Origin of the sequence: Fundidesulfovibrio soli, assembly GCF_022808695.1 — a bacterium.
In the GTDB taxonomy this organism is placed as follows: Bacteria; Desulfobacterota; Desulfovibrionia; order Desulfovibrionales; family Desulfovibrionaceae; genus Fundidesulfovibrio; species Fundidesulfovibrio soli.
In genome coordinates this window covers 268502-288016 of record NZ_JAKZKW010000001.1, presented here as the reverse complement: position 1 = coordinate 288016, position 19515 = coordinate 268502, and the positions used below count along the sequence as shown (strand labels likewise).

Sequence of the window (19515 nt, the reverse complement as noted above, 5' to 3'; positions counted from 1 at the left end):
CCCCCCCGCATGGGAGGACGGCGCTTTTTTTGTGCCGTGCGGCCTGGGGCCTCAGCTCCAGGTCTCGTTGACGATCCTGTCGGGCTTGAAGCGGTTCTCGCGGCCGCCGGGCTTTTCGGGCCAGCCCAGGCAGACGAAGGCGAAAGGTACGATCTTCTCAGGGATGTTGAACATCTTGCGGTACATGTCCAGGCGGGCCTGCACCGGGTAGGACGCCGTCCAGACCGAGCCCAGGCCCAGGGCGTTGGCGGCCAGCAGGATGTTCATGGTTGCGTTGGAGCAGTCCAGGGGCCACATGTCCTTCTCCTTGGCCAGGGAGGGGTCGCCACAGACCAGGATGGCCGCGGCCGCGTTGGAGGCGGGGGCGGGGCCTGCGGAGCCCACGGCCCTGAGCTTCTCCTTGTCCTTGACGACAAGGAAGCGCCAGGGTTGTTGGTTGTAGGCCGAGGGTGCGGTCATAGCGGCCTCCAGCAGCTGTTTGATGACCTCGTCTGAAATAGGCTTGTCCTGGTATTTGCGGATGGAGCGGCGGGTGTGGATGCACTCCAGGGCGTCCATGCCTTTCTTCTGATCCTGCGCCAGGGCCTTGCCCGCGGCCAGGGCGGGCAGGGCGGCGGCCAGGCCGAGCACGTGTCTGCGCTTGAGCATGATGATGGTTCCTCCTGTTCGGTGGCCTATGGCCAGCCGATGAACACTCTATGAGTGCTTTCGCGGGCGGGAGCAAGCCGGGAAGTGTGGCGTTGGCCCAGGATCCGGCCGGGATTCCTGTTGCCTGCGCCGCCCGCCGTGATCTATGTCGTTCATTGAATCCACGGCGTTACCGTGAATCTCACTCCACGGGGGGAACATGCCCGACAATCGGAAGCGGACCAGGGTCCAGACGGCCATAGAGGCCTCGGCGGGCTGCGGCGGCCGGGAAAGACACCGGGTGCAGGTCCGCAACATCAGCCTCAAGGGCGTGCTGTGCGAACAGGAGCCAAGTTTAAGCGCCGCGGGAGACTGCGTGTTCGTGCTGCATCTGACGGACACGCTCCAGGTGGCCATCGAGGCGCGCGTGATCCGCAACGATGAGGGGGGAATGGCGCTCGACTTCGTGGGCATGGACGAGGAGGCTTTCTTCCACCTGCGCAACCTGGTGCGCTACCACTCCGACGATCCCGACGCCATCGACAAGGAGCTGGGCACGCCCGCATTCATCCCGGGCAGGTGAGCCCCGGTGCAGGCCTGCCCGGTCAGTGGGTCCGGGAGTTCCCGGGAACGCTTTCCTTTACGGTCTGCTGCGGGTGGAAGTGAAGCTTGATCTCCTGCCCGGGCAGCTCCTCCATGTCGTAGGTGCCGGACAACCCCAGGTCCAGGCCCATGTCCTCGGCCTTGGCGTAGAGCGTCAGGGCGGCGAGCGCCGCCTTGTCCGGCGGGCACTCCCGGTTGAAGCAGAGCAGGAAGAGGTTGTCATCCTTGGACTGGATGACCAGGAACAGGTTGTGCTCCACGAAGTAGATGTCGTCGAAGGAATGCGTGACCTTGAGCCCGAGCGGGGAGAGCAGCTCGGTGACCGTGTCTATGGCGTTGCTCATGATGTTTCCGTGATGCGAAGGCCCGGTCGTGCCGGGCCTGTGATTCATATGGGATGGTCTGGGGCTCGGCCTACCAGACCATGCGCGTCTTCACTCCCTCCCCGTGGAGGTACTCCTTGAGCTGGCTCACCGTGTATTCGCCGTAGTGCACGATGGAGGCGATGAGCGCGGCGCTGGCCTTGCCCTCGGTGAGGGCGTCCAGCATGTGCTTGGGCGATCCCGCTCCGCCCGAGGCGATAACGGGTATGGACACGGCCTCGCTGATGAGCCTGGTCAGGTTCAGCTCATAGCCTTCCTTGGTGCCGTCGGCGTCGATGGAGTTCACGCAGAGCTCGCCCGCGCCCAGGGCCTCCACGGTCTTGGCCCATTCGATGGCGTCCAGGCCCATCTTCTTGCGCCCGCCGTGGATCACGATCTCATAGCCGGAGGGAATCTGTTCGCTCACGCCCACGCGCAGAACGTCCATGCCGACCACCACGCACTGCGACCCGAAGGCCGCCGCGCCCTGGCTGATGATGTCCGGGGTCTTCACCGCAGCCGAGTTCACCGAGACCTTCTCGGCGCCCGCCAGCAGCACGGCCCGCATGTCGTCCACGGTGGAGATGCCGCCGCCAACGGAGAAGGGGATGAAGATGCGCGAGGCGACCTTCTCCACTACCTTGAGCATGATGCCCCGGCCCTCGGAGGATGCGGTGATGTCGTAGAAGACGATCTCGTCAGCGCCCTGCTCGTAGTAGGCCTGGGCGGTCTCCACGGGGTCGCCGATGTCCACGTTGCCAAGGAACTTCACGCCCTTGGTCAGCTTGCCGTCGCGGACGTCCAGGCAGGGGATGACGCGCTTACTGAGCATTGGAAACCTCCCCGCAGAAGGCCGCGAAGTTGGAGAGCAGCTTGAGGCCCGGGCGGCCGGACTTCTCCGGGTGGAACTGGACGGCCCACAACCCGGGGCGGCCATGCAGGGAGCAGAACTCCAAGCCGTAGAAGGTGGTGCCGAGCACGAACTCGGGGCTGGGCACCGGGTAGTAGCTGTGCACGAAATAGAACTCCGCGGAGGGGTCGATGCCGTCGAAGAGCACGCACTCCTTGACGAGCTTCACGCTGTTCCAGCCCATGTGGGGCACGCGGATGGGCTGGCCGTCCTCCTCGGTGAGTGCGCGGTTGAACATGGCGCACTCGCCGGGGACGATGCCCAGGGCCTGGGTGTCGTTCTCGGCGGAGTAGTCCAGCAGTATTTGGCAGCCAACGCAGATGCCCAGCATGGGCTTGCCCGAACGGACGATGTCGCGCAGCACTGCGTCCAGGCCGGTGCTGGTGAGCTCCTCCATGGCCTGGCCCGCGGCGCCCACGCCGGGGAAGATGACCCCCGCGGCGGCGCGCAGGGTCTCGGGGTCGGCGGTGATGGCGCAGGGTATGCCCAGGTTGTCGAGGGCGCGGCGCACGCTGGTCTGGTTGCCGGCCTTGTAGTCGAGAATGGCGAGCATGGTGTCCTCCGTGGGCGGTTGCTAGTAGAATTTCCGTCTGGAGGCAAGGCCCCCGTCCCGCTCCTCCCGGGGGGCCGCACTGTCCAGCCGGTTGATGCGCCGGGCAAAGAGCCGTATACGCGGCTGTCCCGGCGTCATTTGGGCGCATTGGAACAATCCCGCGCCGACGCTGGGCCGCGAATTGGAGACAAACAGCATGAAATGCATCCGTTTGGCCGTTTTTTCGGCTTTGATCACAGGCACGATGGTTTCCCAGGCCCTAGCCCAGACAGGCGACTACATGGAGTGCGTCGCCTGCCAGATGGTGCTGCGCCTGGTGGAGGCTTCAGCGGCGGACGCCAAGGATATCAGCGTGGACGCCTCTCGCCAGTGCTCCCTGCTTCCCGCGGCGGACCGCGAGGCCTGCGTGAAGTTCTACTCCACAATGGGCCCCAAGTTCATAAACGCCCTCAAGAGCAGGCGCGCCAAGGGCGAGAGCGTGGAGAGCATCTGCAGGAGCATGGGGTACTGCCAGTAATTCCCGGGGCCTGGGCTTGCGTTTACGGGCGTACGGCGATGAGCGTGCCGCACGTCCTGTTGCGGGCGCTGCCCGGCGTTTGACGATGCGCCAACGCCAGGCAGCCGGATGAAACACCGCATGGGCTGCCGTACCCGACGGCTTGAGGTTGAACGGGCCTGAACGGCGTGCTAGAGAGGGAAGGAATCGGAACCCGCCAGGAGGCGCGCATGGTCATCCTCATCGTCATCACGTCGCACGGCACCCTCGGAGAAACCGGCCACAAGACCGGCTACTGGCTGGAGGAACTGGCCGCGCCCTACATGGCCTTCAAGGAGGCTGGCGCCGAGATCGTGCTGGCTTCCCCCATGGGCGGCAACCCCCCCGTGGACCCCAGGAGCACCGAGGAGTCCTCCCTGACCCCGGCATGCCGCAGGTTCCTCAAGGACCGCGAGGCCCAGGCTGCTCTTGCCGACACACTCCCTCTGGCCGCCGTGCGAGCCTCGGACTACGACGCCGTATTCTATCCCGGGGGGCACGGGCCCCTGTGGGACCTGGCCCAAGACGACGACTCCATCGCGTTGATCGAGGAGCTTTTCGACTCCGGAAAGGTGGTGGCCGCGGTGTGCCACGGCCCCGCGGTGCTGCGCGACGCCCGCAAGGCCGACGGCGAGCCTCTGGTTGCGGGGCTCAAGCTGACGGGCTTCACCAACGCAGAGGAGCAGGCCGTGGGGCTCACGGCCGTGGTGCCCTTCAGCCTGGAGGATGCGCTCAAGGCCAAGGGCGGCCTCTTCGAGCACGGAGAGAACTTCCAGCCCTACGTGGTGGTCTCGGGCAAGCTGGTCACCGGGCAGAACCCGGCCTCGTCGGCGGGGGTGGCGCGTGAAATGCTCAGGCTGTTGCGCTGAAACGGAGCCGGCCGGGCACCCGCCCCGTGGATGGCTGTGACCAATCGGGGCATGGACTCCGGCGTCGGCCAGGAATCAGCAAAAGGACGAGCACATGGCTTTGCGGCAAATCGAGATGATCGTCGCCCGGGATGAGTACGACAAAGCCATGGAGACCATCGAGACGGCCGCATCCGAGGACGACCTCACCTGGGTGAGCATCCTCAAGGACGGCAAAGTGTCCGTGAAGACGATCATGGACATGGACGAGATCGAATCGTATACCGACAAGCTGGAGAAGCGGTTCCACGTCTCGGAAGGTTATCGAATCATCATACACCCGGTTGAGGCGGTGCTGCCGAGGCCGGTGGAGCCTGAACCAACCGGGGCCAAGAAGAAGCGACAGAACAACTCCGCGCGCCTGAGCCGCGAGGAGCTGTACTCCAAGGCCCAGGACATGTGCCAGTTCACCAGGCCCATAGCCGCGCTGGTGGTGCTTTCCGCCATCGTTGCCTTCATCGGCCTGCGCATGAACAGCGAGGTGATAACCCTCGCGGCCATGATTATCGCGCCGCTCATGGGACCGCACATGGCCCTCGCCCTCGCCACCACCCTCGGCGACAAGGATCTCGCGCGAAAATCCGTCTTGTCGGCCGTGAAGGGGATATCTCTCGCGGTGGCGGTGGCCCTTGCGCTTGGACTTCTGATCCCGGTGGATACCGGCAATTCGGCCATCGAAAGCAGGACGCGCCTGGACTTCTTCGTGGTGGTCCTGGCCCTGGCGTCGGGTTCCGCCGGAGTGGTCTCCTTCACCAGCGGAGCGGCCTCGGCCCTGGTTGGGGTGATGGTCTCCCTGGCGATCCTGCCGCCCCTGGTCGCGTCGGCCATTCTTCTTGCGCACGGACACTGGGCGGCGGGGCTGAACGCTGGGATTATCTTCATGGTGAACATCATCGGCCTCAACCTGGCCAGCGTTGCCACTTATCTGGCCCACGGCATCCAGCCCATGAGCTGGTGGGATGTGAAGCGCGCCCGGAAAATGACCATCAAAGCGATCATCATCTGGGTCATGATGCTGCTCGCTATGGTCGCCATCATCATGGTCAAGATCCACAAGTTCTAACGATTCCCGGTTAATTCTGGCCCGAACGCGCCTGCATTCATCCTGCATGGCCCCAACCACACCGGACCGCGCGCGGTTGGTCGTGCTTGCGCCCCCGACCCTGTTTCCAGCGGCGCCCAGACGCCCACTCTCCCGCGTTGACCGGCGGACAACGATCGTTTGCGGCCATGAATGCAACGGACAATGTGTCCCTGCCCTCTGGGCGTGCATGCAGCAAAATGAGTGGACGGAACTGCCTGGATACTCAAACAGCGGGCGTTAACGGCCGAGAAGACGACCCAGCGGGCTGACCACCTGTGGCCCCTTGAGGGGCACGGGGAAGTGATTATGGATAAATAGAATTGATTTAGAAAGTTACAATCAAGACCGGCGTTCCTTAGGTTAGCGCGCGCAACGCTAGGATGCAAGTTTGAGCGTCGCGACGCCGGCGATTATCAGGGCGACGCCAAGGATGCGCATCAACCCTGCCGGGTCGCCGTAAAACATGAGCCCCACCAGAAACGTCCCGGCCGCGCCAATACCCGTCCATACGGCGTAGGCCGTACCCATGGGAATTGCCTTTTGGGCCTGGAAGAGCAGCCAGCCGCTGAGGCCCATGCAGACGACGGCCACGGCCACCCCGAGCACCACCTTGCCGGGAGAGTGCGTCATCTTCAGGCCCACGGGCCAGCCGATCTCGAACAATCCGGCAAGAATCAGGTACGTCCAGGCTGCTTGCGTCGTCAGCATCGTCTCTCAATCCTCCGCGTCCCATCCGGCCTGGGCGCAGGCCGGTGCTGGCGCGGCCCGTTACGGGAACGCGCCAGCACCGGCCAAGCGTCGTGCCCGTCTCGGCCTGTGCCTGAAAACGCTCAAGGGGCGGCGCTACTTGCGCTTGCCCGGGGTGAAGCGTTTGGGGTCGATGTTATGCTTTTTGACCTTGTAGTTGATGATCCGGTAGCTCTCCCGAAGGTCCTTGGCGGCCTGGAACATGTTGCCCTTGGCCTTCTTCAGGGCCTCGATGAGCAGCTCCTTCTCGAACTGGTCCACAGCCTCGCCGAAGGACAGCGTGGCCTCCGTGTTGGAGCTTTCGGCCGTCTGCAGGGTGGGGGGCAGGTGGTAGGCCCGGATAACGCCCTCCTCGGACTGCTCCAGGGCCCGCTCCATGCAGGAGCGCAACTCCTGGACGTTGTCGGGCCAGTGGTACTGGCTGATGAGGTCGATGGCCGGGGTGGAGATGCGCTTGAACGGCTTGCCGGAGGCCTGGGCGAACTCCTGAAGGAAGTACTCGGCCAGGGGCAGCACGTCGCCGGTGCGGTCCCGCAGGGGCGGCACGTAGATGGGCACCACGGAGAGCGCGTAGTAGAGGTCCTCCAGGAAACCGCCGGTGTTGACGATGTCCTCCAGGTTCACGCGGCTGGCCGCAATGATGCGCACGTCCAGGGGGATGGGCTGGTCGCTGCCGTAGCGCAGGATGGTGCCCTCCTGGAGGTAGCGCAGCAGGCCCTGCTGGGCCTCGGGAGTCAGCTCCTCCACGTCCTCCATAAACAGGGTGCCGCCCTGGGCCAGCTCCAGCAGGCCCCGCTTGGACTGCGTGGACTTGGAGGCCTCGCCCTTCTGGATGCCGAAGAGCGTACGGTCCATGCTCTCGCTGGACTCCGCGGAGCAGACGAAGCTGACGAAGGGCCGCTTGCGCCTGGGGCTGTGGGCGTGCAGCGAACGGGCCAGGCACTCCTTTCCGGTGCCTTCTTCGCCCCGGAAGAGGACGGGGGAGTCGTTTCCGGCGGCCTGGTCGATCTGGCGCAGCACGAGCCGCATCCCCTTGGAGACCGCGATGACCCTCTGGCGGGTGTTCACCGTCTCGGAGCTGGTTTCGGGTTCGGAGTCGAGCTTGGGCTTGGCCTTGGCCCGGTTGAGCTCGTCCTGCAGGCGCAGGGCCGCGTTGGCCACCACGGAGGCGGCCACCAGCATGAAGTCGCGGTGGCGCTCCATGAACACGGGCGGAGCCTTGGGGATGTCGGCGCAGAGCACGCCCATGGCCAGGCGCTGCGTGGCCGGGGCCTGGCCAGGAACCAGCACGGGGACGCAGACGAAGGCCAGCTTCTCCAGGTCCTGCGCGGGGCGGCCGTAGAAGTCGGGGTGGTCGGCCATGTTGTCGATGATCAGCGATTGCCGAGTGGCCAGGGTCTGCCCGGTGGCGATGGGTCCGGGTCCGAGCGGGGTGCCGAACACCGCCTCACGCCCGCGCGAGAGCGAGAGACGCTGGTTCTTGAGCGGCAGGTCAAGGAGCTCCAGGTACGTCCTGTGATAGCCCATGGCCTCCACAAGGCGGTTGAGCATGCCTTCCAGGCAGTCGCGTGCGGGCCGGCCAGGGTAGGATTCGTTCAGCAAAGCCCGCAAGGCGTTCAGGAACTTCTGGGAAAGGCTCTCGCTGGAGGCAAAAACGTCCATGTTCCGCTCCCGTTCAGCCCAGGGCGGCCTTGGCGCCGAGCTCCAGGGCCTTGAGGTTCACATCGGCAAGGGCAGGTTTCAGGTATTTGCGCACGGAGCGCTCCAGGGCATCCATGCCGAAAGGCAGCGCCTTGACGGCGCAGGCGGCGCCGAGCAGCACGGTGTTGGCGCTCTGGGCCTTGCCCGCCTGCTCCGCCAGGGTGCGGCAGGGCAGGAACAGCGCCTGGGAGGTCACGGCCTGGGCCTTGGCGCGCACCGCTTCCAACGTGGGGTAGTCGGCTTTGCCCGTGGCCACGGAGAGCGGGGGAAGGGCTTCCGAGTTGGTTATGAAGCGGCCGCCCGGCTTGAGGTAGCACAGGGCGCGCAGCCCTTCCAGCAGCTCGAAGCCAAGGAGCACGTCGGCTTCGCCGTGGGTGATCTTGGGGCTCAGGTAGCCGATGAGCACCGTGGACTCCACCACGCCGCCGCGCTGGGCCATGCCGTGGATCTCGCCCGAAGTGACGGGCAGGCCCTCGTCCAGGGCGGTGAGGGAGACGAGTTTGGTGGCGGTCAGGGTGCCCTGGCCGCCGACGCCGGTGAGGAATATGCGTGTACGCTGCATCTATGCGCCCCTTTTCTTTGCCTTGAACGACTTGTCCAACTGCAGGCAGAACATGCAGCCCGAGCACATCTCCTCGTCAACGCGCATGGCCCCGCCCTCTTTGACGAAGGCCGGGCAGGCCAGGGAGTTGAGCACGTCCAGGCAGCCGGCGCCGGTGCCTTCGACCACGGCCACCTGGGGCTTGCCCTTGCCGGAGGTGCGGCGCTCGTGGATGACGCACGGAGCCTGGAAAATGATCACCCGGGGGCCCGCCGCGTCCTTCATGGACTCCAGGGCCTTTTTCGATGCCTTGTGGTTGAGCGGGTTGACGGTGACCACGTTGGACACGCCGCAGGCGCGCACCAGCGGTTCGATCTCGATGGGGCGCTCGTTGGGGCCGAGCACGGTGTGGTCCACGCCGGGGTGGGGCTGGTGGCCGGTCATGGCCGTGGTGCGGTTGTCCAGCACGACCACAAGGATGTTGTGCTTGTTGTAGACAGCGTTGACGAGCCCGGTGATGCCGGAGTGGAAGAACGTGGAGTCTCCGATGAAGGCCACGGTGGGCTTGCCGCTGGCGGTGGCGAAGCCGGACCCCGTGGAGATGCTCGAACCCATGCAGACCAGGAAGTCCGCCGCGGAGAGCGGGGGCAGCAGGCCAAGGGTGTAGCAGCCGATGTCGGAGGAGTAATAGGCTTCGGAGCCGAAGACCTCGCGCACGGTGGCGTAGGAGGCACGGTGCGAGCACCCGGCGCAGAGGTTGGGCGGGCGGTTGGCCAGGTCGGTCTCCGGGGCGCAGTGCTCCGGGGCGCGAGCCTGGCGGCCCATGGTCAGGCGCAGGGCCTGGCGGACCATCTCCGTGGAGTATTCGCCCCACAGGGGAAGGGTGTCGCCCTTGCCGATGACCTCAAGTTCGATGCCGCTGCGCTGCAACAGCTGGCGCAGATGGTTCTCCATCAGCGGCTCCAGCTCTTCGAGCACCAGCACCTTCTTGAGACCCCGCACGAATTCGAGCAGCAGCTCGTCGGGCATGGGGTAGGTGAAGCCCAACTCCAGGACTTTGACCGAACCGTGCAACCCTTCTTCGAGCAGGGCGTCGCTCAGGTAGCAGCGCGCGATGCCCGAAGCCAGCACGCCGACCTCGCCCTCGCCGGAGAGCTTGTTCCAGGGGGAGCGGGCGGCCTCCTGGGCGAACATGGCCAGCCTGTCCAGCAGTTGGCGGTGCTGCACCCTTGAGTGCGCCGGGATGGGCACATACTGTTGCAGCTTGCGCTCAAAGGGCTTGCGCTGCTTCTCTTTGGGAAGGCCGCCGAGCTTCACCGGGCCGCGCACGTGGTTGACGCGGGTGGTGGTGCGCAGGAGTACCGGCTGACCGGTGCGCATGGCCAGATGCAGGGCGTCGCGGGCCATGTCCTTGCATTCCTGGGCGGTGGCGGGTTCGAAGCAGGGCAGCCCGGCCAGGCGGGCGTAGTAGCGGTTGTCCTGCTCGTTCTGGCTGGAGTGGCAGCCCGGGTCGTCCGCCGAGAGCAGCACCAGGCCGCCGGGGGCCGTGATGTAGGAGAGCGTGAGCAGCGGGTCCGCCGCCACGTTCACGCCCACGTGCTTCATGGTCACCAGGGTGGGCAGGCCGGCCAGGGCCGCGCCCGCGCCCACCTCGAGCGCCACCTTCTCGTTGGTGGAGTACTCGAAGATGTAGTCGCCCTGGGGGCTCAGACGGTAGAACGTATCGGGAACCTCGGAGGAGGGAGTGCCGGGGTAGCAGCTCACGAAGCCGACGCCGCCCTCGAGGGCGCCGCGCACGATGGCCTCGTTGCCCAGGAGCAGAAGGACTTCTCCGGGGGTATCGGCAAGAAGGGGATTGGCCATGACGGTACTGATCCTTCCCTAGATATGCGTGCTTATTGCATCTTGGCTTTGAGTTCGGCGATCTTGGCCTCGTAGAAGGCCTTGTTGCCGCCCATGCCCAGGTCCTTCATGCGCTCGTAGGCGCTGATGGCCTCGGTCCAGGCCTTGGCTTCCTCGGCCAGGGAGGCCAGCTGGCGGGCGATGACGGGCTGGAAGGGCTTGGGGGCCTTGGGCAGCATGTCCACCAGGAACTTCACGGCAGCCTGCTTGTCGCCCTTCTGGGAGATGGCGGTGGCGTAGCCCATGCCGGCGATCTCGCGCATGCCTTCGGGAGCGGACAGGTACAGCTGGTTCCAGGCGTCGGCGGCCTTGTCGAACTGGCCCTGCTCCTGGGCGGTGTTGGCGAGTTCGAGCAGCGCGGCGCCCTTGGTGGAGGCGGGCGCGCCCTTGAGGTAGGCTTCGAGGGCGGTGAGGCGCTCTGGGCCGGTCTTGGAGGCGATGATGGCCCCGAGTTCGTTCTCGGCCTTGATCTTCGCCTGTTTGATGTTGGCGGTGTACCAGGCGTAGCCGGCCGAGGCCACGACTGCGGCGATGACCATCACAGCCATGGTGCGCCAGTGGTTGTTGAAGAACCGTGCCAGGGGACTCATCTGCTCGGGGCGATCGAAAGTAATGTCTGCCATGGTGTGTCGTTTTTCGTGGGGTGGTTAAGGTGTTGGCCCGGGCGCTTTCACGGTGGGCCGCCGAAAGGAGGTCCATCTATACCCAAACAGAGGCCGTGTCAAAAGGCTCTCGTTGACGGGCCGCTTTCGCGGAGCTATCAGCTTCTACGAACAGAACCGGAGGAAGCATGAATATACAGGATCAGATGACGCAGCTTGCCGCCAAGGCCCAGGCGGCCTCCCGCCTGATGGCCAAGGCCTCCCCGGCGGCCAAGAATGACGCCCTCGCGGCCCTGGCCGGGCTGCTGGAGACCCGCCAGGACGCCATCGCCGCGGCCAACGCCCGCGACATCGCCAAGGCCGAGGCAGCCGGGATGGACTCCGCCAAGCTCGACCGCCTGCGCCTGACCCCCAAGGTTCTGGCCTCCATGGCCCAGGCCTGCCACCATGTGGCCGGCTTGAGCGACCCTATCGGTGAGATCGAATCCGTTAAGCAGCGCCCCAACGGGCTCATGGTTGGGCGCATGCGCATCCCCCTGGGCGTGGTCTGCATGATCTACGAGTCCCGGCCCAACGTTACCGTGGATTCCGCCATCCTCTGCCTCAAGGCTGGCAACGCCGTGGTGCTGCGCGGCGGGTCGGAGGCGTTCGAGTCCAACATGGCCCTGGCCGGGCTTTTGAGCGAAGCGCTGGAGCAGGCGGGCCTGCCCGGAGCCGCGGTGCAGCTGGTGCCCACCACGGACCGAGCCGCCGTGCCCGCGCTGTGCAAGCTCGACGAATACATCGACGTGATGATCCCCCGTGGCGGCGAGGGCCTGATCCGCTCCGTGGTCGAGGCCGCCACCATGCCCGTGCTCAAGCACTACAAAGGCGTGTGCCATCTCTTCGTTGACGAAGGGGCCGACCTGGAGAACGCCGTGGTGGTCGCGGACAACGGCAAATGCCAGCGCCCGGGCGTGTGCAACGCGCTGGAGTGCCTGCTGGTGCACAGGGACGTGGCCTCCGCGTTCCTTCCCAAGGTGGCGAAGGCCCTGGGCGGCAAGGGCGTGGAGTTCCGGGCCTGCCCCGAATCCCTGCCGCTGCTCGGCCCCACGGCCAAGCCCGCTACCGAGGCCGACTGGGGCTACGAATTCCTGGATTACATCCTGGCCGTGCGCGTGGTGGCGGACATGGACGAGGCCCTTGAGCACATCGCGGCCTACTCCTCGCACCACACCGAGTGCATCCTGACTTCGGACCACGCCCGGGCCATGCGCTTCCTGCGCGAGGCCGACGCCTCCATGGTGGGCATCAACTGCTCCACGCGCTTCAACGACGGCGGCGAGCTGGGCCTGGGCGCGGAGATCGGCATCAGCACCTCCAAGCTGCACGCCTACGGCCCCATGGGCGTCACGGAGCTGACCAGCCAGAAGTTCGTGGTCTTCGGGCAGGGGCAGGTCCGGGGCTGAGATGCGCCTGGGCGTCCTCGGCGGCACCTTCAACCCCGTTCACGCCGGGCATGTGCGCTTGGCTCTGGAAGTGGGCGAGGCTCTCGGCCTGGACGGGGTGGAGATGATCCCCTCGGCCCGTCCACCGCACAAACAGGGGGAAGGCGTGCTGCCCTTCGAGCTGCGCGCCGCCCTGGTGGAGCTGGCCGTGGAGGGCCTGCCCGGAGTGAGTGTCAACCGCATGGAGGCAAGCCGCCCGGGGCCTTCCTATACCTGGGACACACTTACGGAGCTGCGCCGCTCGAGCCCCGGCGACAGCTTCTACTTCATCATGGGCGCCAGCGACCTGATGAACCTGCACCTCTGGAACCGCGGTGAGCGGCTGGGGGAGCTGGCCAACCTGGCCGTGGCCACCCGCGACAGCCTCGGGCGCGCCGAAGTGGAGGACTACCTGTCCCGGCACGGCGAGATGCGCTGCTCACCGGACGGGGGCGGCTGCTGGCGGATGCCCTCTGGCAACGAACTGCGGCTGGTGGACGTGCCCCGGCTCGACATCAGCGCCTCCTCCGTCAGGAAACGCTTCCTGGCGAGGCGCAGCCTGCGCTGCCTCGTGCCCCTGCCCGTGGAGCGCGAGCTGGAGCTGCGCCGGGCGGAGCTGAACAGAACCTGGGCCTGAAACAGCCCGTGCCGACTCTTTACAACGCCGGGAAAAACCTTAGAATCAGACGAAGAAACGTGACGGACCACAACGTGCCCCCTCCCCGAACACCCGGGTTCCCCTCAGCCCCTCATCCCCATGTTTGAACTCATTCTTGCCATTGCCATCGCCGTGGCCATGAGCTTCTTTTGCTCCACGAGCGAAGCCGTACTCTATTCCCTGCGCTGGAGCTGGATCGAAAAGATGCGCTCCGAGGGCAAGCCTTCGGGCGAGATCATGTACCAGATGCGCATGAACATCGAGAAGCCCATCACGGCCATCCTGACCGTGAACACCGTGGCCTGTTCAGCAGGAGCCACCGTGGCGGGCGCGCTGGCGGTGGGCGTGCTCGGCGAGGACCGGCTGGTCTTCTTCACCGCGCTGTTCTCGGCGGTGATCCTGCTGGTGGGCGAGATCGTCCCCAAGACCCTGGGCGTGGTCTACGCCAAGCAGCTCGGTCCTTATATCGCCCGGCCCCTTCAAATCATGGTCTACATGCTCACCCCGGTGATCTGGACCAGCGGCCTGATCGTGAACCTGATCAAGCCCAAGAGCAGGGGGCCCGAAGCCTCCGAGGACGACATCCGCGCCGTGGTCAGCCTCTCCAGCAGGGCGGGCAAGATCAACGCCCTGGAGGAAAGCTCCATCGCCAACATCCTGGCCCTGGACACCAAGATCGTACACGACGTCATGACCCCGCGCACGGTGGTGTTCTCCCTCTCAGCCGGGATGACCGTGGCCGAGGCCAAGGAGGAGGGGGGCATCTGGCCGCACAGCCGCGTGCCCGTCTACGAGGACGACGACCCCGAGAACGTGGTGGGCATCGTCTTCCGCAGGCAGGTTTTCGACGCCCTGGCCAACGACCAGCACGGGCTCAAGCTCTCCGAGATCATGAAGCCCGTGCAGTTCGTGCTGGACACGATCACCCTGGACAAGGTGCTGGGCAAATTCATCGAGTCGCGCATGCACCTGTTCGTGGTGCTGGACGAATACGGCGGGGTGGGCGGCGTCATCACCCTCGAGGACGTTTTCGAGGAAATTTTGGGCAAGGAAATCGTTGACGAGACCGACGAGGTGGCCGATATGAGACAGCTCGCCAGGGTCCGGCGCGAGAAACTTCTCCGCAGCCACGGCCCCGCCAAGGAGTGATTATGGCCGGCAACAATAAGAAGTCCCTTTACGCGGTGGCGGCTGTGCTCTTCCTGGGAGGGCTCGGCTGGCTGATCGCCTCCGGGCTGGATGAGGGGGCGGTGTACTTCCTCAACGTGCGCGAGGCCCTGGCCATGAAGCCGGAGCAGCTCAAGCAGGCCCGCCTGTTCGGTACCGTGGCCGAGCAGGGCATCGTCCCGGCTCCGGGCGGCCTGGGCGTCAGTTTTACGCTCATCGACAAGGACGACGCGCAGAAGACCATGCAGGTGGTCTACACCGGCGCCGTGCCGGACACGTTCAAGGCCGGTGTCGAGGTCATCGTGGAGGGCGGCGTGGCCCCCGGCGGCGACAGCTTTGCCGCCAACAGCCTGATGACCAAATGCCCCTCCAAGTACCAGAAGGAAAACCGCAAGGATAGCCGGGGCTGATTCCAGCCGCCAAGCCCAACGCCCGGAGGAAGACTGTATGCATTTCGCCGCCCACTGGGCGCTTCTGTTGTCCCTTGTCGGTTCGCTCATTTTCGCCGGAATCGCCGCATGGCAGCTCTGGAACAAGGACCAGGGCCGCCCCGCATGGCTTGAAACCGCCCAGGCCGTCCTGTTCTCGGTGCTCACAGCCGTCTCGGTGGTCATGTGGGTGGCCCTGCTCAAACGGGACTTCTCCTACGAGTACGTGGCGGGCTACACCGACTCGGTGCTGCCCACCTTCTACGTGGTGACGGCCTTCTGGGCCGGGCAGGCCGGTTCCCTGCTGTTCTGGGCCTGGATGACGGCCCTGTTCGGGCTGATCTTCTCCATGACTGAGGGCTACCAGCGCTGCAGCAACACCACGAAGCTCTATTTCTGGCTGTTTCTGCTGGCCACCGAGGCCTTCTTCCTGCTGCTGCTCACCGGACCGAGCAACCCCTTCCTCAAGCTCGTGCCCGCACCCGCCGACGGCAAGGGGCTCAACCCCCTGCTGCAGAACCCCGGCATGATCTTCCATCCGCCCCTGCTGTTCCTGGGCTACGCCGGGTTCGCCATCCCCGGATGCCTGGCACTGGCCTCTTGGATCGCGGGCGAGCCGACCTCCTGGCTGAAGAACACGCGGGTCATCACCATCCTCTCCTGGGTGTTCCTGACCGCGGGCATCATCCTGGGCTGCTGGTGGTCCTACATGGAGCTGGGCTGGGGCGGCTACTGGGCCTGGGACCCGGTGGAGAACGCCTCGCTCATCCCCTGGTTCTCTGCCACGGCCTTCATCCACACGGCCGTCATCGAGAACCGCAGGGGCGCGCTTCCGCGCACCAACGTGCTGCTGGCCGCCCTGACCATGCTGTTGTGCTACTTCGCCACCTACCTGGTGCGCAGCGGGGTGGTCGAGTCCCTGCATGCCTTCGGCGAAGGCGGAGTGGGGCGGCCGCTGCTGCTGTTCATCCTCACCGGGCTTGGCCTCTCCGTGCTGATCACCTTCGCGGGCAAGTCCGCCCGACCCGTGCGCCAACTGGCCGGGCTGGCCAGCCTGCCGGGCCTGCTGGTGCTGCTGGCCTGGCTGTTGATGGCCAGCGCGGCCGTTGTCTTCCTGGGCACGCTCTGGCCGGTGATCTCCTCCATGTGGAGCCAGAACACCGTGGGCCTGGACGCATCCTTCTACAACAAGGTCTGCAACCCGCTGTTCGTGCTGATAGGGTTGCTTCTGGCCGTCTGCCCTTGGATGAGTTGGAAGGAGGGCGTGCGTGAGCCCCGCTGGGCCATGGCCGCCGTGATCGCCATGGCCGCCTCGGCCGCCGCCTTCTTCGCCATGGGCTACCGCAAGCCCGTGCCCCTGGTGGGCATGGCCGCCGGCGTCTCCTCCCTGGTGAGCCTGGCGCTTTTGCTGGTCACCTCCAAGTCCGCCCGCAACCTGCGCGGGGGGCTGGGGGCCTGGCTGCTGCACGCGGGCGTGGCCATGGTGTTCCTGGGCGTGGCCTTCTCCGGGCCTTACCAGTCGGTCAAGGAGGCCATCGTCAGCCCCGGCCAGACACTGGAGCTGGGCTCCTACTCCCTGACCTACAATGGACTGAACGAGTTCTCCACCCCCGGCTATTCCGGCGCCAAGGCGCGCATCGACGTGACTTCCGGCGGCAAGGCCGTGGGCGTGCTGGAGCCTGAGCGCCGCATCTACAAGAACTTCCCCCAGCCCTTCGCCGAGGTCTCCGTGATCCCCTCCCTCGGCGAGGAGCTGTACGCCACGCTGCTGGCCTTCACCCCCGACAAGAGCGCCAGCATCAAGGTCAGCGTCAACCCGCTGGTGAACTGGTTCTGGATTGGCGGCACGGTCATGTGTCTGGCTGGCTTCGCCTGCCTGCGCCGGGGCCAGGGCGGAGAGGAATAGACGCGTGCTGCGGCTCAAGTCCGTGGCCAAGTTCTACGGCGAGCGCCTGGTGTTCAAGGGCGTGGACCTGGAGCTGAGCCCGGGCCGCGTGCTCATGGTGGTCGGGGCCAACGGAGCGGGCAAGTCCACGCTGCTGCGGGTCATGGCCGGGCTCTCGCGCCCATCGGCCGGCAACATCGAGTGCGGGCTGGAGAAGGGCGAGATGGCCTACCTGGGCCACCAGACCTTCATCTACCCCGAGGACACCGCCCTGGAGAACCTGCGCTTCTGGACCGGGCTGTACGGCCTGGGCCTGGACGACGAGGCCCTCGTAGCCGCCCTGGAGCGGGTGGGCCTGAAGAAATTCTCGCAGGAGCGCGCGGGGCACTTTTCCCGCGGCATGGCCCAGCGCCTCAACCTTGCCCGGGTGTTCTGCATCGCGCCCCGGCTGCTTTTCCTGGACGAGCCCGACACCGGGTTGGACGAGGCCTCCCGCGCCATCCTCCACCAGGAGATCGAGCGCGCCGGGCATGGCGAGCGCTCCGTGGTCTGGGTCAGCCATCACCTGGAGCGCGACCTGGTCAAGGCGGACGACGTGCTGCACCTGGAGCGCGGGCGCGTGGCTTACCTCGGCCCCGTGGCCGGGTTCGACGCCTCCGTGATGGCAGGAGCCGCCACATGCTGACCCCGGCCCTGCGCATCGCCTCCAAGGACCTGCGCCTGAGCCTGCGCGGTGCCCAGGGCCTGGCCCAGACGGCCCTGCTGGGCCTGCTGCTGATATTCGTGTTCAGCTTGTCGCGCAAGCCGGGCGACCCAGTGCCCGCCCTGGCCGCGGCCGCCATCTTCTGGCTCTCCTCGCTGTTCGCCCAGGTGCTGGTCTTCAACGGGCTCTATTCCCTGGAGGAGAACAATGGCGCGCGCCTGGGCCTGGCCATGGCCCCCATGCCTCCCCAGGCGGTCTGGCTGGGCAAGGCCCTGGCAGGTATCACGCTGCTGCTGATCTGCCAGTGCGTGTTCGCCCTGGCCGTGGCCGCCTTCCTGGGCCAGTCCGTCGAGGGCTCGCCGCTGATTGGCGCGGCGACCGTGGTCACGGTGGACGTGGGGCTGGCCGCGCTGGGCTCGCTCATGGGGGCGCTGGCCTCGGGCAAGTCCTCCCGGGAGTCGCTCTTGACGGTGGTCTTCTTCCCGCTCATCATCCCCGTGCTCCTGGCCGGTATCCGCCTCCTCGAGGGGGTGTTGACGGCGGGGGAGGGCGCCTCCCTGGACTGGCTGGGCATGGCCGCCGCCTTTGCGGCGGTGTTTTCGGCAGCGGCCATCGTGCTGTTTCCGCATCTTTACACCGGGGAGGAGTGACATGATCTCCGTGCTGGCCCTCGCAGCCGCGCTGGCTTTGTCCGTGGCCCAGTGGTTCATCTGGGTGCACGCGCCCGTTGAGGAGACCATGGGCGTGGTGCAGAAGATCTTCTACATCCACCTGCCCCTGGCCTGGTGGGCCATGATGAGCTTCCTGCTGGTCTTCGGGGCCTCGGTGATGGTCATCTGGCGCAAGGACCAGCGCTGGGACAGGATCGCGGGCGCGGCCTGCGAGGCAGGCGTGCTCTTCTCCGGCCTGGCGCTCGTCACGGGCTCGCTGTGGGGCAAGCCCATCTGGAACGTCTGGTGGACCTGGGACCCCAGGCTCACCACCACGCTCATCATGTGGTTCGTCTACGCCGCCTACCTCATCCTGCGCCAGGCCGGCATCGGCGGGGAGCGGGGGGCCGTGGTCCGGGCGGCGCTTGGCATCGTGGCTTTCCTGGATGTGCCCCTGGTGTTCTTTTCGGCCAGGAAGTGGCGCTCCATCCATCCCACGGTGTTCGGGCAGCAGGGCGGCGGGCTGGAGCCCGAGATGCTCTCCACGCTCATCGTGAGCATCGTGGCGGTGGGGCTGTTCTGGGCGGCCCTGGTGACGCTGCGTTCCCGCCAGTTGGCGCAAACGGCGGCTGTGCGAAACATATTCCTGCATCAGACGAGGTAGGTTGGACACATGGGCAAAGAAAACTATCTGTTGGCGGCCAACGTCGTGGTCTGGCTCGGCCTGTGCGGCTATTTGGCCTTTGTGGCCTCGCGTCAGAAGCGCCTGGAACGCCGCCTGAAACAACTGGAAACGCTCCAAGATGACTAGCAGCACCTCACCCCTGGCCTCCAAGGCCGTCCTCGTCGTCATGTTCGCGGCCCTGCTTGCCATGTTCGCCTGGTCCTTCGCTTATCGGGCGGCCAATCCGTCGCTCATCGCCACGGTGCAGCAAAGCTCCGGCCCTCCGCCGGAGATGGGCATGCAGGGCGGCAACGCCATGAACACCGTGATGGCGGCCATGTCCAAGCTGCAGAAGAACCCGGACGATCTCGAAGCCGTGACCGAGGCCGCCGAGGCCTTCGCCGCCGCCGAGATCTGGGACAAGGCCCTGCAACTGCTGGAAAGGGCAGCCGCCAAGGCCCCCGACAACCCCGAGATCCTCAATCTTCAGGGCGTGGCCCTGTTCAGGTTGGAGCGCCCCAAGGACGCGGCCGCCAAGTTCCAGAGGATGCTCGAGCTTGATCCCGGCAACTACCGCGCACAGTACAACCTGGCTGCCGTCTACAAGCATGGGCTCAGCGAGCCGGCCAAGGCCAAGGCACTCTTCGAGGCCGTGCTGGCCAACCCCGGCGCGGACCCGCTGACCCGCCACCAGGCTGAGGACGAGTTGCGCTCCGGTTCCTGACGGCACACGAAATGTTCACGCGCAGGGCCCGCGTAGAAAGGCCCCGGTGCCGCGCCAGATCAAGCTTTCAACTCGGTAGGCGCGGAGCGTCCCTA

The 19515-nt window shown here is 66.1% G+C and carries 23 protein-coding genes; 14 read left to right on the top strand and 9 right to left on the bottom strand.

What is annotated here, in order from left to right; all coding sequences use genetic code 11:
* Positions 1-51: 51 nt before the first annotated feature.
* On the bottom strand, positions 52-648 hold the full coding sequence (locus tag MLE18_RS01390) for a nitroreductase family protein (protein ID WP_243366645.1): 597 nt from the start codon (positions 646-648) through the stop codon (positions 52-54).
* 199 nt (positions 649-847) lie between these two features.
* Here MLE18_RS01390 and MLE18_RS01385 point away from each other — a divergent pair, with 199 nt between their 5' ends.
* Complete coding sequence (locus MLE18_RS01385) at positions 848-1210, top strand: PilZ domain-containing protein (RefSeq protein WP_243366643.1); 363 nt, start codon at positions 848-850, stop codon at positions 1208-1210.
* A gap of 22 nt (positions 1211-1232) precedes the next feature.
* Here MLE18_RS01385 and MLE18_RS01380 read toward each other — a convergent pair whose 3' ends face one another.
* The 3 genes from MLE18_RS01380 to hisH all read right to left on the bottom strand — a co-directional run bounded on the left by MLE18_RS01380 (position 1233) and on the right by hisH (position 3055).
* On the bottom strand, positions 1233-1574 hold the full coding sequence (locus MLE18_RS01380) for a hypothetical protein (RefSeq protein ID WP_243366640.1): 342 nt from the start codon (positions 1572-1574) through the stop codon (positions 1233-1235).
* 70 nt (positions 1575-1644) lie between these two features.
* Positions 1645-2424 (bottom strand): imidazole glycerol phosphate synthase subunit HisF, encoded by a 780-nt coding sequence (hisF, locus tag MLE18_RS01375; protein WP_243366638.1) that lies wholly within the window; start codon positions 2422-2424, stop codon positions 1645-1647.
* Positions 2414-3055, bottom strand: a complete 642-nt coding sequence (hisH, locus tag MLE18_RS01370) for an imidazole glycerol phosphate synthase subunit HisH (RefSeq protein WP_243366636.1) — start codon at positions 3053-3055, stop codon at positions 2414-2416. Before hisH ends, hisF begins: the two co-directional genes overlap by 11 nt.
* A gap of 196 nt (positions 3056-3251) precedes the next feature.
* On the opposite strand from hisH, the gene MLE18_RS01365 reads away from it, so the two are divergent.
* The 3 genes from MLE18_RS01365 to MLE18_RS01355 all read left to right on the top strand — a co-directional run bounded on the left by MLE18_RS01365 (position 3252) and on the right by MLE18_RS01355 (position 5561).
* Positions 3252-3572, top strand: coding sequence for a saposin domain-containing protein (locus tag MLE18_RS01365; RefSeq protein WP_243366634.1), 321 nt, complete (start codon positions 3252-3254; stop codon positions 3570-3572).
* A gap of 209 nt (positions 3573-3781) precedes the next feature.
* On the top strand, positions 3782-4459 hold the full coding sequence (locus MLE18_RS01360) for a type 1 glutamine amidotransferase domain-containing protein (protein WP_243366632.1): 678 nt from the start codon (positions 3782-3784) through the stop codon (positions 4457-4459).
* 94 nt (positions 4460-4553) lie between these two features.
* Positions 4554-5561: a TIGR00341 family protein gene (locus tag MLE18_RS01355; RefSeq protein WP_243366630.1), complete on the top strand. Its 1008-nt coding sequence runs from the start codon at positions 4554-4556 to the stop codon at positions 5559-5561.
* A 396-nt stretch (positions 5562-5957) separates the two neighbouring features.
* On the opposite strand, the gene MLE18_RS01350 is transcribed toward MLE18_RS01355, so the two are convergent.
* The 5 genes from MLE18_RS01350 to MLE18_RS01330 all read right to left on the bottom strand — a co-directional run bounded on the left by MLE18_RS01350 (position 5958) and on the right by MLE18_RS01330 (position 11096).
* Complete coding sequence (locus tag MLE18_RS01350) at positions 5958-6290, bottom strand: DMT family transporter (protein WP_243366628.1); 333 nt, start codon at positions 6288-6290, stop codon at positions 5958-5960.
* Between the two features lie 135 nt (positions 6291-6425).
* Positions 6426-7991, bottom strand: a complete 1566-nt coding sequence (locus MLE18_RS01345; protein ID WP_243366626.1) for a sigma-54-dependent Fis family transcriptional regulator — start codon at positions 7989-7991, stop codon at positions 6426-6428.
* A 13-nt stretch (positions 7992-8004) separates the two neighbouring features.
* Positions 8005-8592 (bottom strand): indolepyruvate oxidoreductase subunit beta, encoded by a 588-nt coding sequence (locus MLE18_RS01340; RefSeq protein ID WP_243366624.1) that lies wholly within the window; start codon positions 8590-8592, stop codon positions 8005-8007.
* Positions 8593-10434: an indolepyruvate ferredoxin oxidoreductase subunit alpha gene (gene iorA, locus MLE18_RS01335; protein ID WP_243366622.1), complete on the bottom strand. Its 1842-nt coding sequence runs from the start codon at positions 10432-10434 to the stop codon at positions 8593-8595.
* 32 nt (positions 10435-10466) lie between these two features.
* Positions 10467-11096 carry a tetratricopeptide repeat protein gene (locus MLE18_RS01330; protein WP_243366620.1) on the bottom strand — a complete coding sequence of 210 codons (630 nt, stop codon included), beginning with the start codon at positions 11094-11096 and terminating at the stop codon, positions 10467-10469.
* 167 nt (positions 11097-11263) lie between these two features.
* Here MLE18_RS01330 and MLE18_RS01325 point away from each other — a divergent pair, with 167 nt between their 5' ends.
* The 10 genes from MLE18_RS01325 to MLE18_RS01280 all read left to right on the top strand — a co-directional run bounded on the left by MLE18_RS01325 (position 11264) and on the right by MLE18_RS01280 (position 19420).
* On the top strand, positions 11264-12523 hold the full coding sequence (locus MLE18_RS01325; RefSeq protein WP_243366618.1) for a glutamate-5-semialdehyde dehydrogenase: 1260 nt from the start codon (positions 11264-11266) through the stop codon (positions 12521-12523).
* A gap of 1 nt (position 12524) precedes the next feature.
* A complete protein-coding gene (gene nadD / locus MLE18_RS01320) occupies positions 12525-13178 on the top strand; it encodes a nicotinate (nicotinamide) nucleotide adenylyltransferase (RefSeq protein WP_243366616.1) in 654 nt (217 codons plus the stop codon).
* Positions 13179-13298: 120 nt separating this feature from the next.
* On the top strand, positions 13299-14348 hold the full coding sequence (locus MLE18_RS01315; protein WP_243366614.1) for a hemolysin family protein: 1050 nt from the start codon (positions 13299-13301) through the stop codon (positions 14346-14348).
* 2 nt (positions 14349-14350) lie between these two features.
* Entirely contained in the window at positions 14351-14776 is a 426-nt protein-coding gene (locus tag MLE18_RS01310) for a cytochrome c maturation protein CcmE (protein WP_243366612.1), read from the top strand.
* A gap of 37 nt (positions 14777-14813) precedes the next feature.
* Positions 14814-16700, top strand: coding sequence for a heme lyase CcmF/NrfE family subunit (locus tag MLE18_RS01305; RefSeq protein ID WP_243366610.1), 1887 nt, complete (start codon positions 14814-14816; stop codon positions 16698-16700).
* 4 nt (positions 16701-16704) lie between these two features.
* Positions 16705-17364 (top strand): ABC transporter ATP-binding protein, encoded by a 660-nt coding sequence (locus tag MLE18_RS01300; RefSeq protein WP_243366608.1) that lies wholly within the window; start codon positions 16705-16707, stop codon positions 17362-17364.
* Entirely contained in the window at positions 17358-18032 is a 675-nt protein-coding gene (locus MLE18_RS01295; protein WP_243366606.1) for a heme exporter protein CcmB, read from the top strand. Before MLE18_RS01300 ends, MLE18_RS01295 begins: the two co-directional genes overlap by 7 nt.
* Before the next feature lies 1 nt (position 18033).
* Entirely contained in the window at positions 18034-18696 is a 663-nt protein-coding gene (gene ccsA, locus MLE18_RS01290; RefSeq protein ID WP_243366604.1) for a cytochrome c biogenesis protein CcsA, read from the top strand.
* 9 nt (positions 18697-18705) lie between these two features.
* A complete protein-coding gene (locus MLE18_RS01285; RefSeq protein ID WP_243366602.1) occupies positions 18706-18843 on the top strand; it encodes a CcmD family protein in 138 nt (45 codons plus the stop codon).
* Entirely contained in the window at positions 18836-19420 is a 585-nt protein-coding gene (locus MLE18_RS01280; protein WP_243366600.1) for a tetratricopeptide repeat protein, read from the top strand. Before MLE18_RS01285 ends, MLE18_RS01280 begins: the two co-directional genes overlap by 8 nt.
* Positions 19421-19515 lie beyond the last annotated feature (95 nt).

What these genes read in the sequence shown, in the direction of transcription:
- MLE18_RS01390 (WP_243366645.1), bottom strand. Translation starts at nt 648, where the DNA reads ATGCTCAAGCGCAGACACGTGCTCGGCCTGGCCGCCGCCCTGCCCGCC.
- MLE18_RS01385 (WP_243366643.1), top strand. Translation starts at nt 848, where the DNA reads ATGCCCGACAATCGGAAGCGGACCAGGGTCCAGACGGCCATAGAGGCC.
- MLE18_RS01380 (WP_243366640.1), bottom strand. Translation starts at nt 1,574, where the DNA reads ATGAGCAACGCCATAGACACGGTCACCGAGCTGCTCTCCCCGCTCGGG.
- hisF (WP_243366638.1), bottom strand. Translation starts at nt 2,424, where the DNA reads ATGCTCAGTAAGCGCGTCATCCCCTGCCTGGACGTCCGCGACGGCAAG.
- hisH (WP_243366636.1), bottom strand. Translation starts at nt 3,055, where the DNA reads ATGCTCGCCATTCTCGACTACAAGGCCGGCAACCAGACCAGCGTGCGC.
- MLE18_RS01365 (WP_243366634.1), top strand. Translation starts at nt 3,252, where the DNA reads ATGAAATGCATCCGTTTGGCCGTTTTTTCGGCTTTGATCACAGGCACG.
- MLE18_RS01360 (WP_243366632.1), top strand. Translation starts at nt 3,782, where the DNA reads ATGGTCATCCTCATCGTCATCACGTCGCACGGCACCCTCGGAGAAACC.
- MLE18_RS01355 (WP_243366630.1), top strand. Translation starts at nt 4,554, where the DNA reads ATGGCTTTGCGGCAAATCGAGATGATCGTCGCCCGGGATGAGTACGAC.
- MLE18_RS01350 (WP_243366628.1), bottom strand. Translation starts at nt 6,290, where the DNA reads ATGCTGACGACGCAAGCAGCCTGGACGTACCTGATTCTTGCCGGATTG.
- MLE18_RS01345 (WP_243366626.1), bottom strand. Translation starts at nt 7,991, where the DNA reads ATGGACGTTTTTGCCTCCAGCGAGAGCCTTTCCCAGAAGTTCCTGAAC.
- MLE18_RS01340 (WP_243366624.1), bottom strand. Translation starts at nt 8,592, where the DNA reads ATGCAGCGTACACGCATATTCCTCACCGGCGTCGGCGGCCAGGGCACC.
- iorA (WP_243366622.1), bottom strand. Translation starts at nt 10,434, where the DNA reads ATGGCCAATCCCCTTCTTGCCGATACCCCCGGAGAAGTCCTTCTGCTC.
- MLE18_RS01330 (WP_243366620.1), bottom strand. Translation starts at nt 11,096, where the DNA reads ATGGCAGACATTACTTTCGATCGCCCCGAGCAGATGAGTCCCCTGGCA.
- MLE18_RS01325 (WP_243366618.1), top strand. Translation starts at nt 11,264, where the DNA reads ATGAATATACAGGATCAGATGACGCAGCTTGCCGCCAAGGCCCAGGCG.
- nadD (WP_243366616.1), top strand. Translation starts at nt 12,525, where the DNA reads ATGCGCCTGGGCGTCCTCGGCGGCACCTTCAACCCCGTTCACGCCGGG.
- MLE18_RS01315 (WP_243366614.1), top strand. Translation starts at nt 13,299, where the DNA reads ATGTTTGAACTCATTCTTGCCATTGCCATCGCCGTGGCCATGAGCTTC.
- MLE18_RS01310 (WP_243366612.1), top strand. Translation starts at nt 14,351, where the DNA reads ATGGCCGGCAACAATAAGAAGTCCCTTTACGCGGTGGCGGCTGTGCTC.
- MLE18_RS01305 (WP_243366610.1), top strand. Translation starts at nt 14,814, where the DNA reads ATGCATTTCGCCGCCCACTGGGCGCTTCTGTTGTCCCTTGTCGGTTCG.
- MLE18_RS01295 (WP_243366606.1), top strand. Translation starts at nt 17,358, where the DNA reads ATGCTGACCCCGGCCCTGCGCATCGCCTCCAAGGACCTGCGCCTGAGC.
- ccsA (WP_243366604.1), top strand. Translation starts at nt 18,034, where the DNA reads ATGATCTCCGTGCTGGCCCTCGCAGCCGCGCTGGCTTTGTCCGTGGCC.
- MLE18_RS01285 (WP_243366602.1), top strand. Translation starts at nt 18,706, where the DNA reads ATGGGCAAAGAAAACTATCTGTTGGCGGCCAACGTCGTGGTCTGGCTC.
- MLE18_RS01280 (WP_243366600.1), top strand. Translation starts at nt 18,836, where the DNA reads ATGACTAGCAGCACCTCACCCCTGGCCTCCAAGGCCGTCCTCGTCGTC.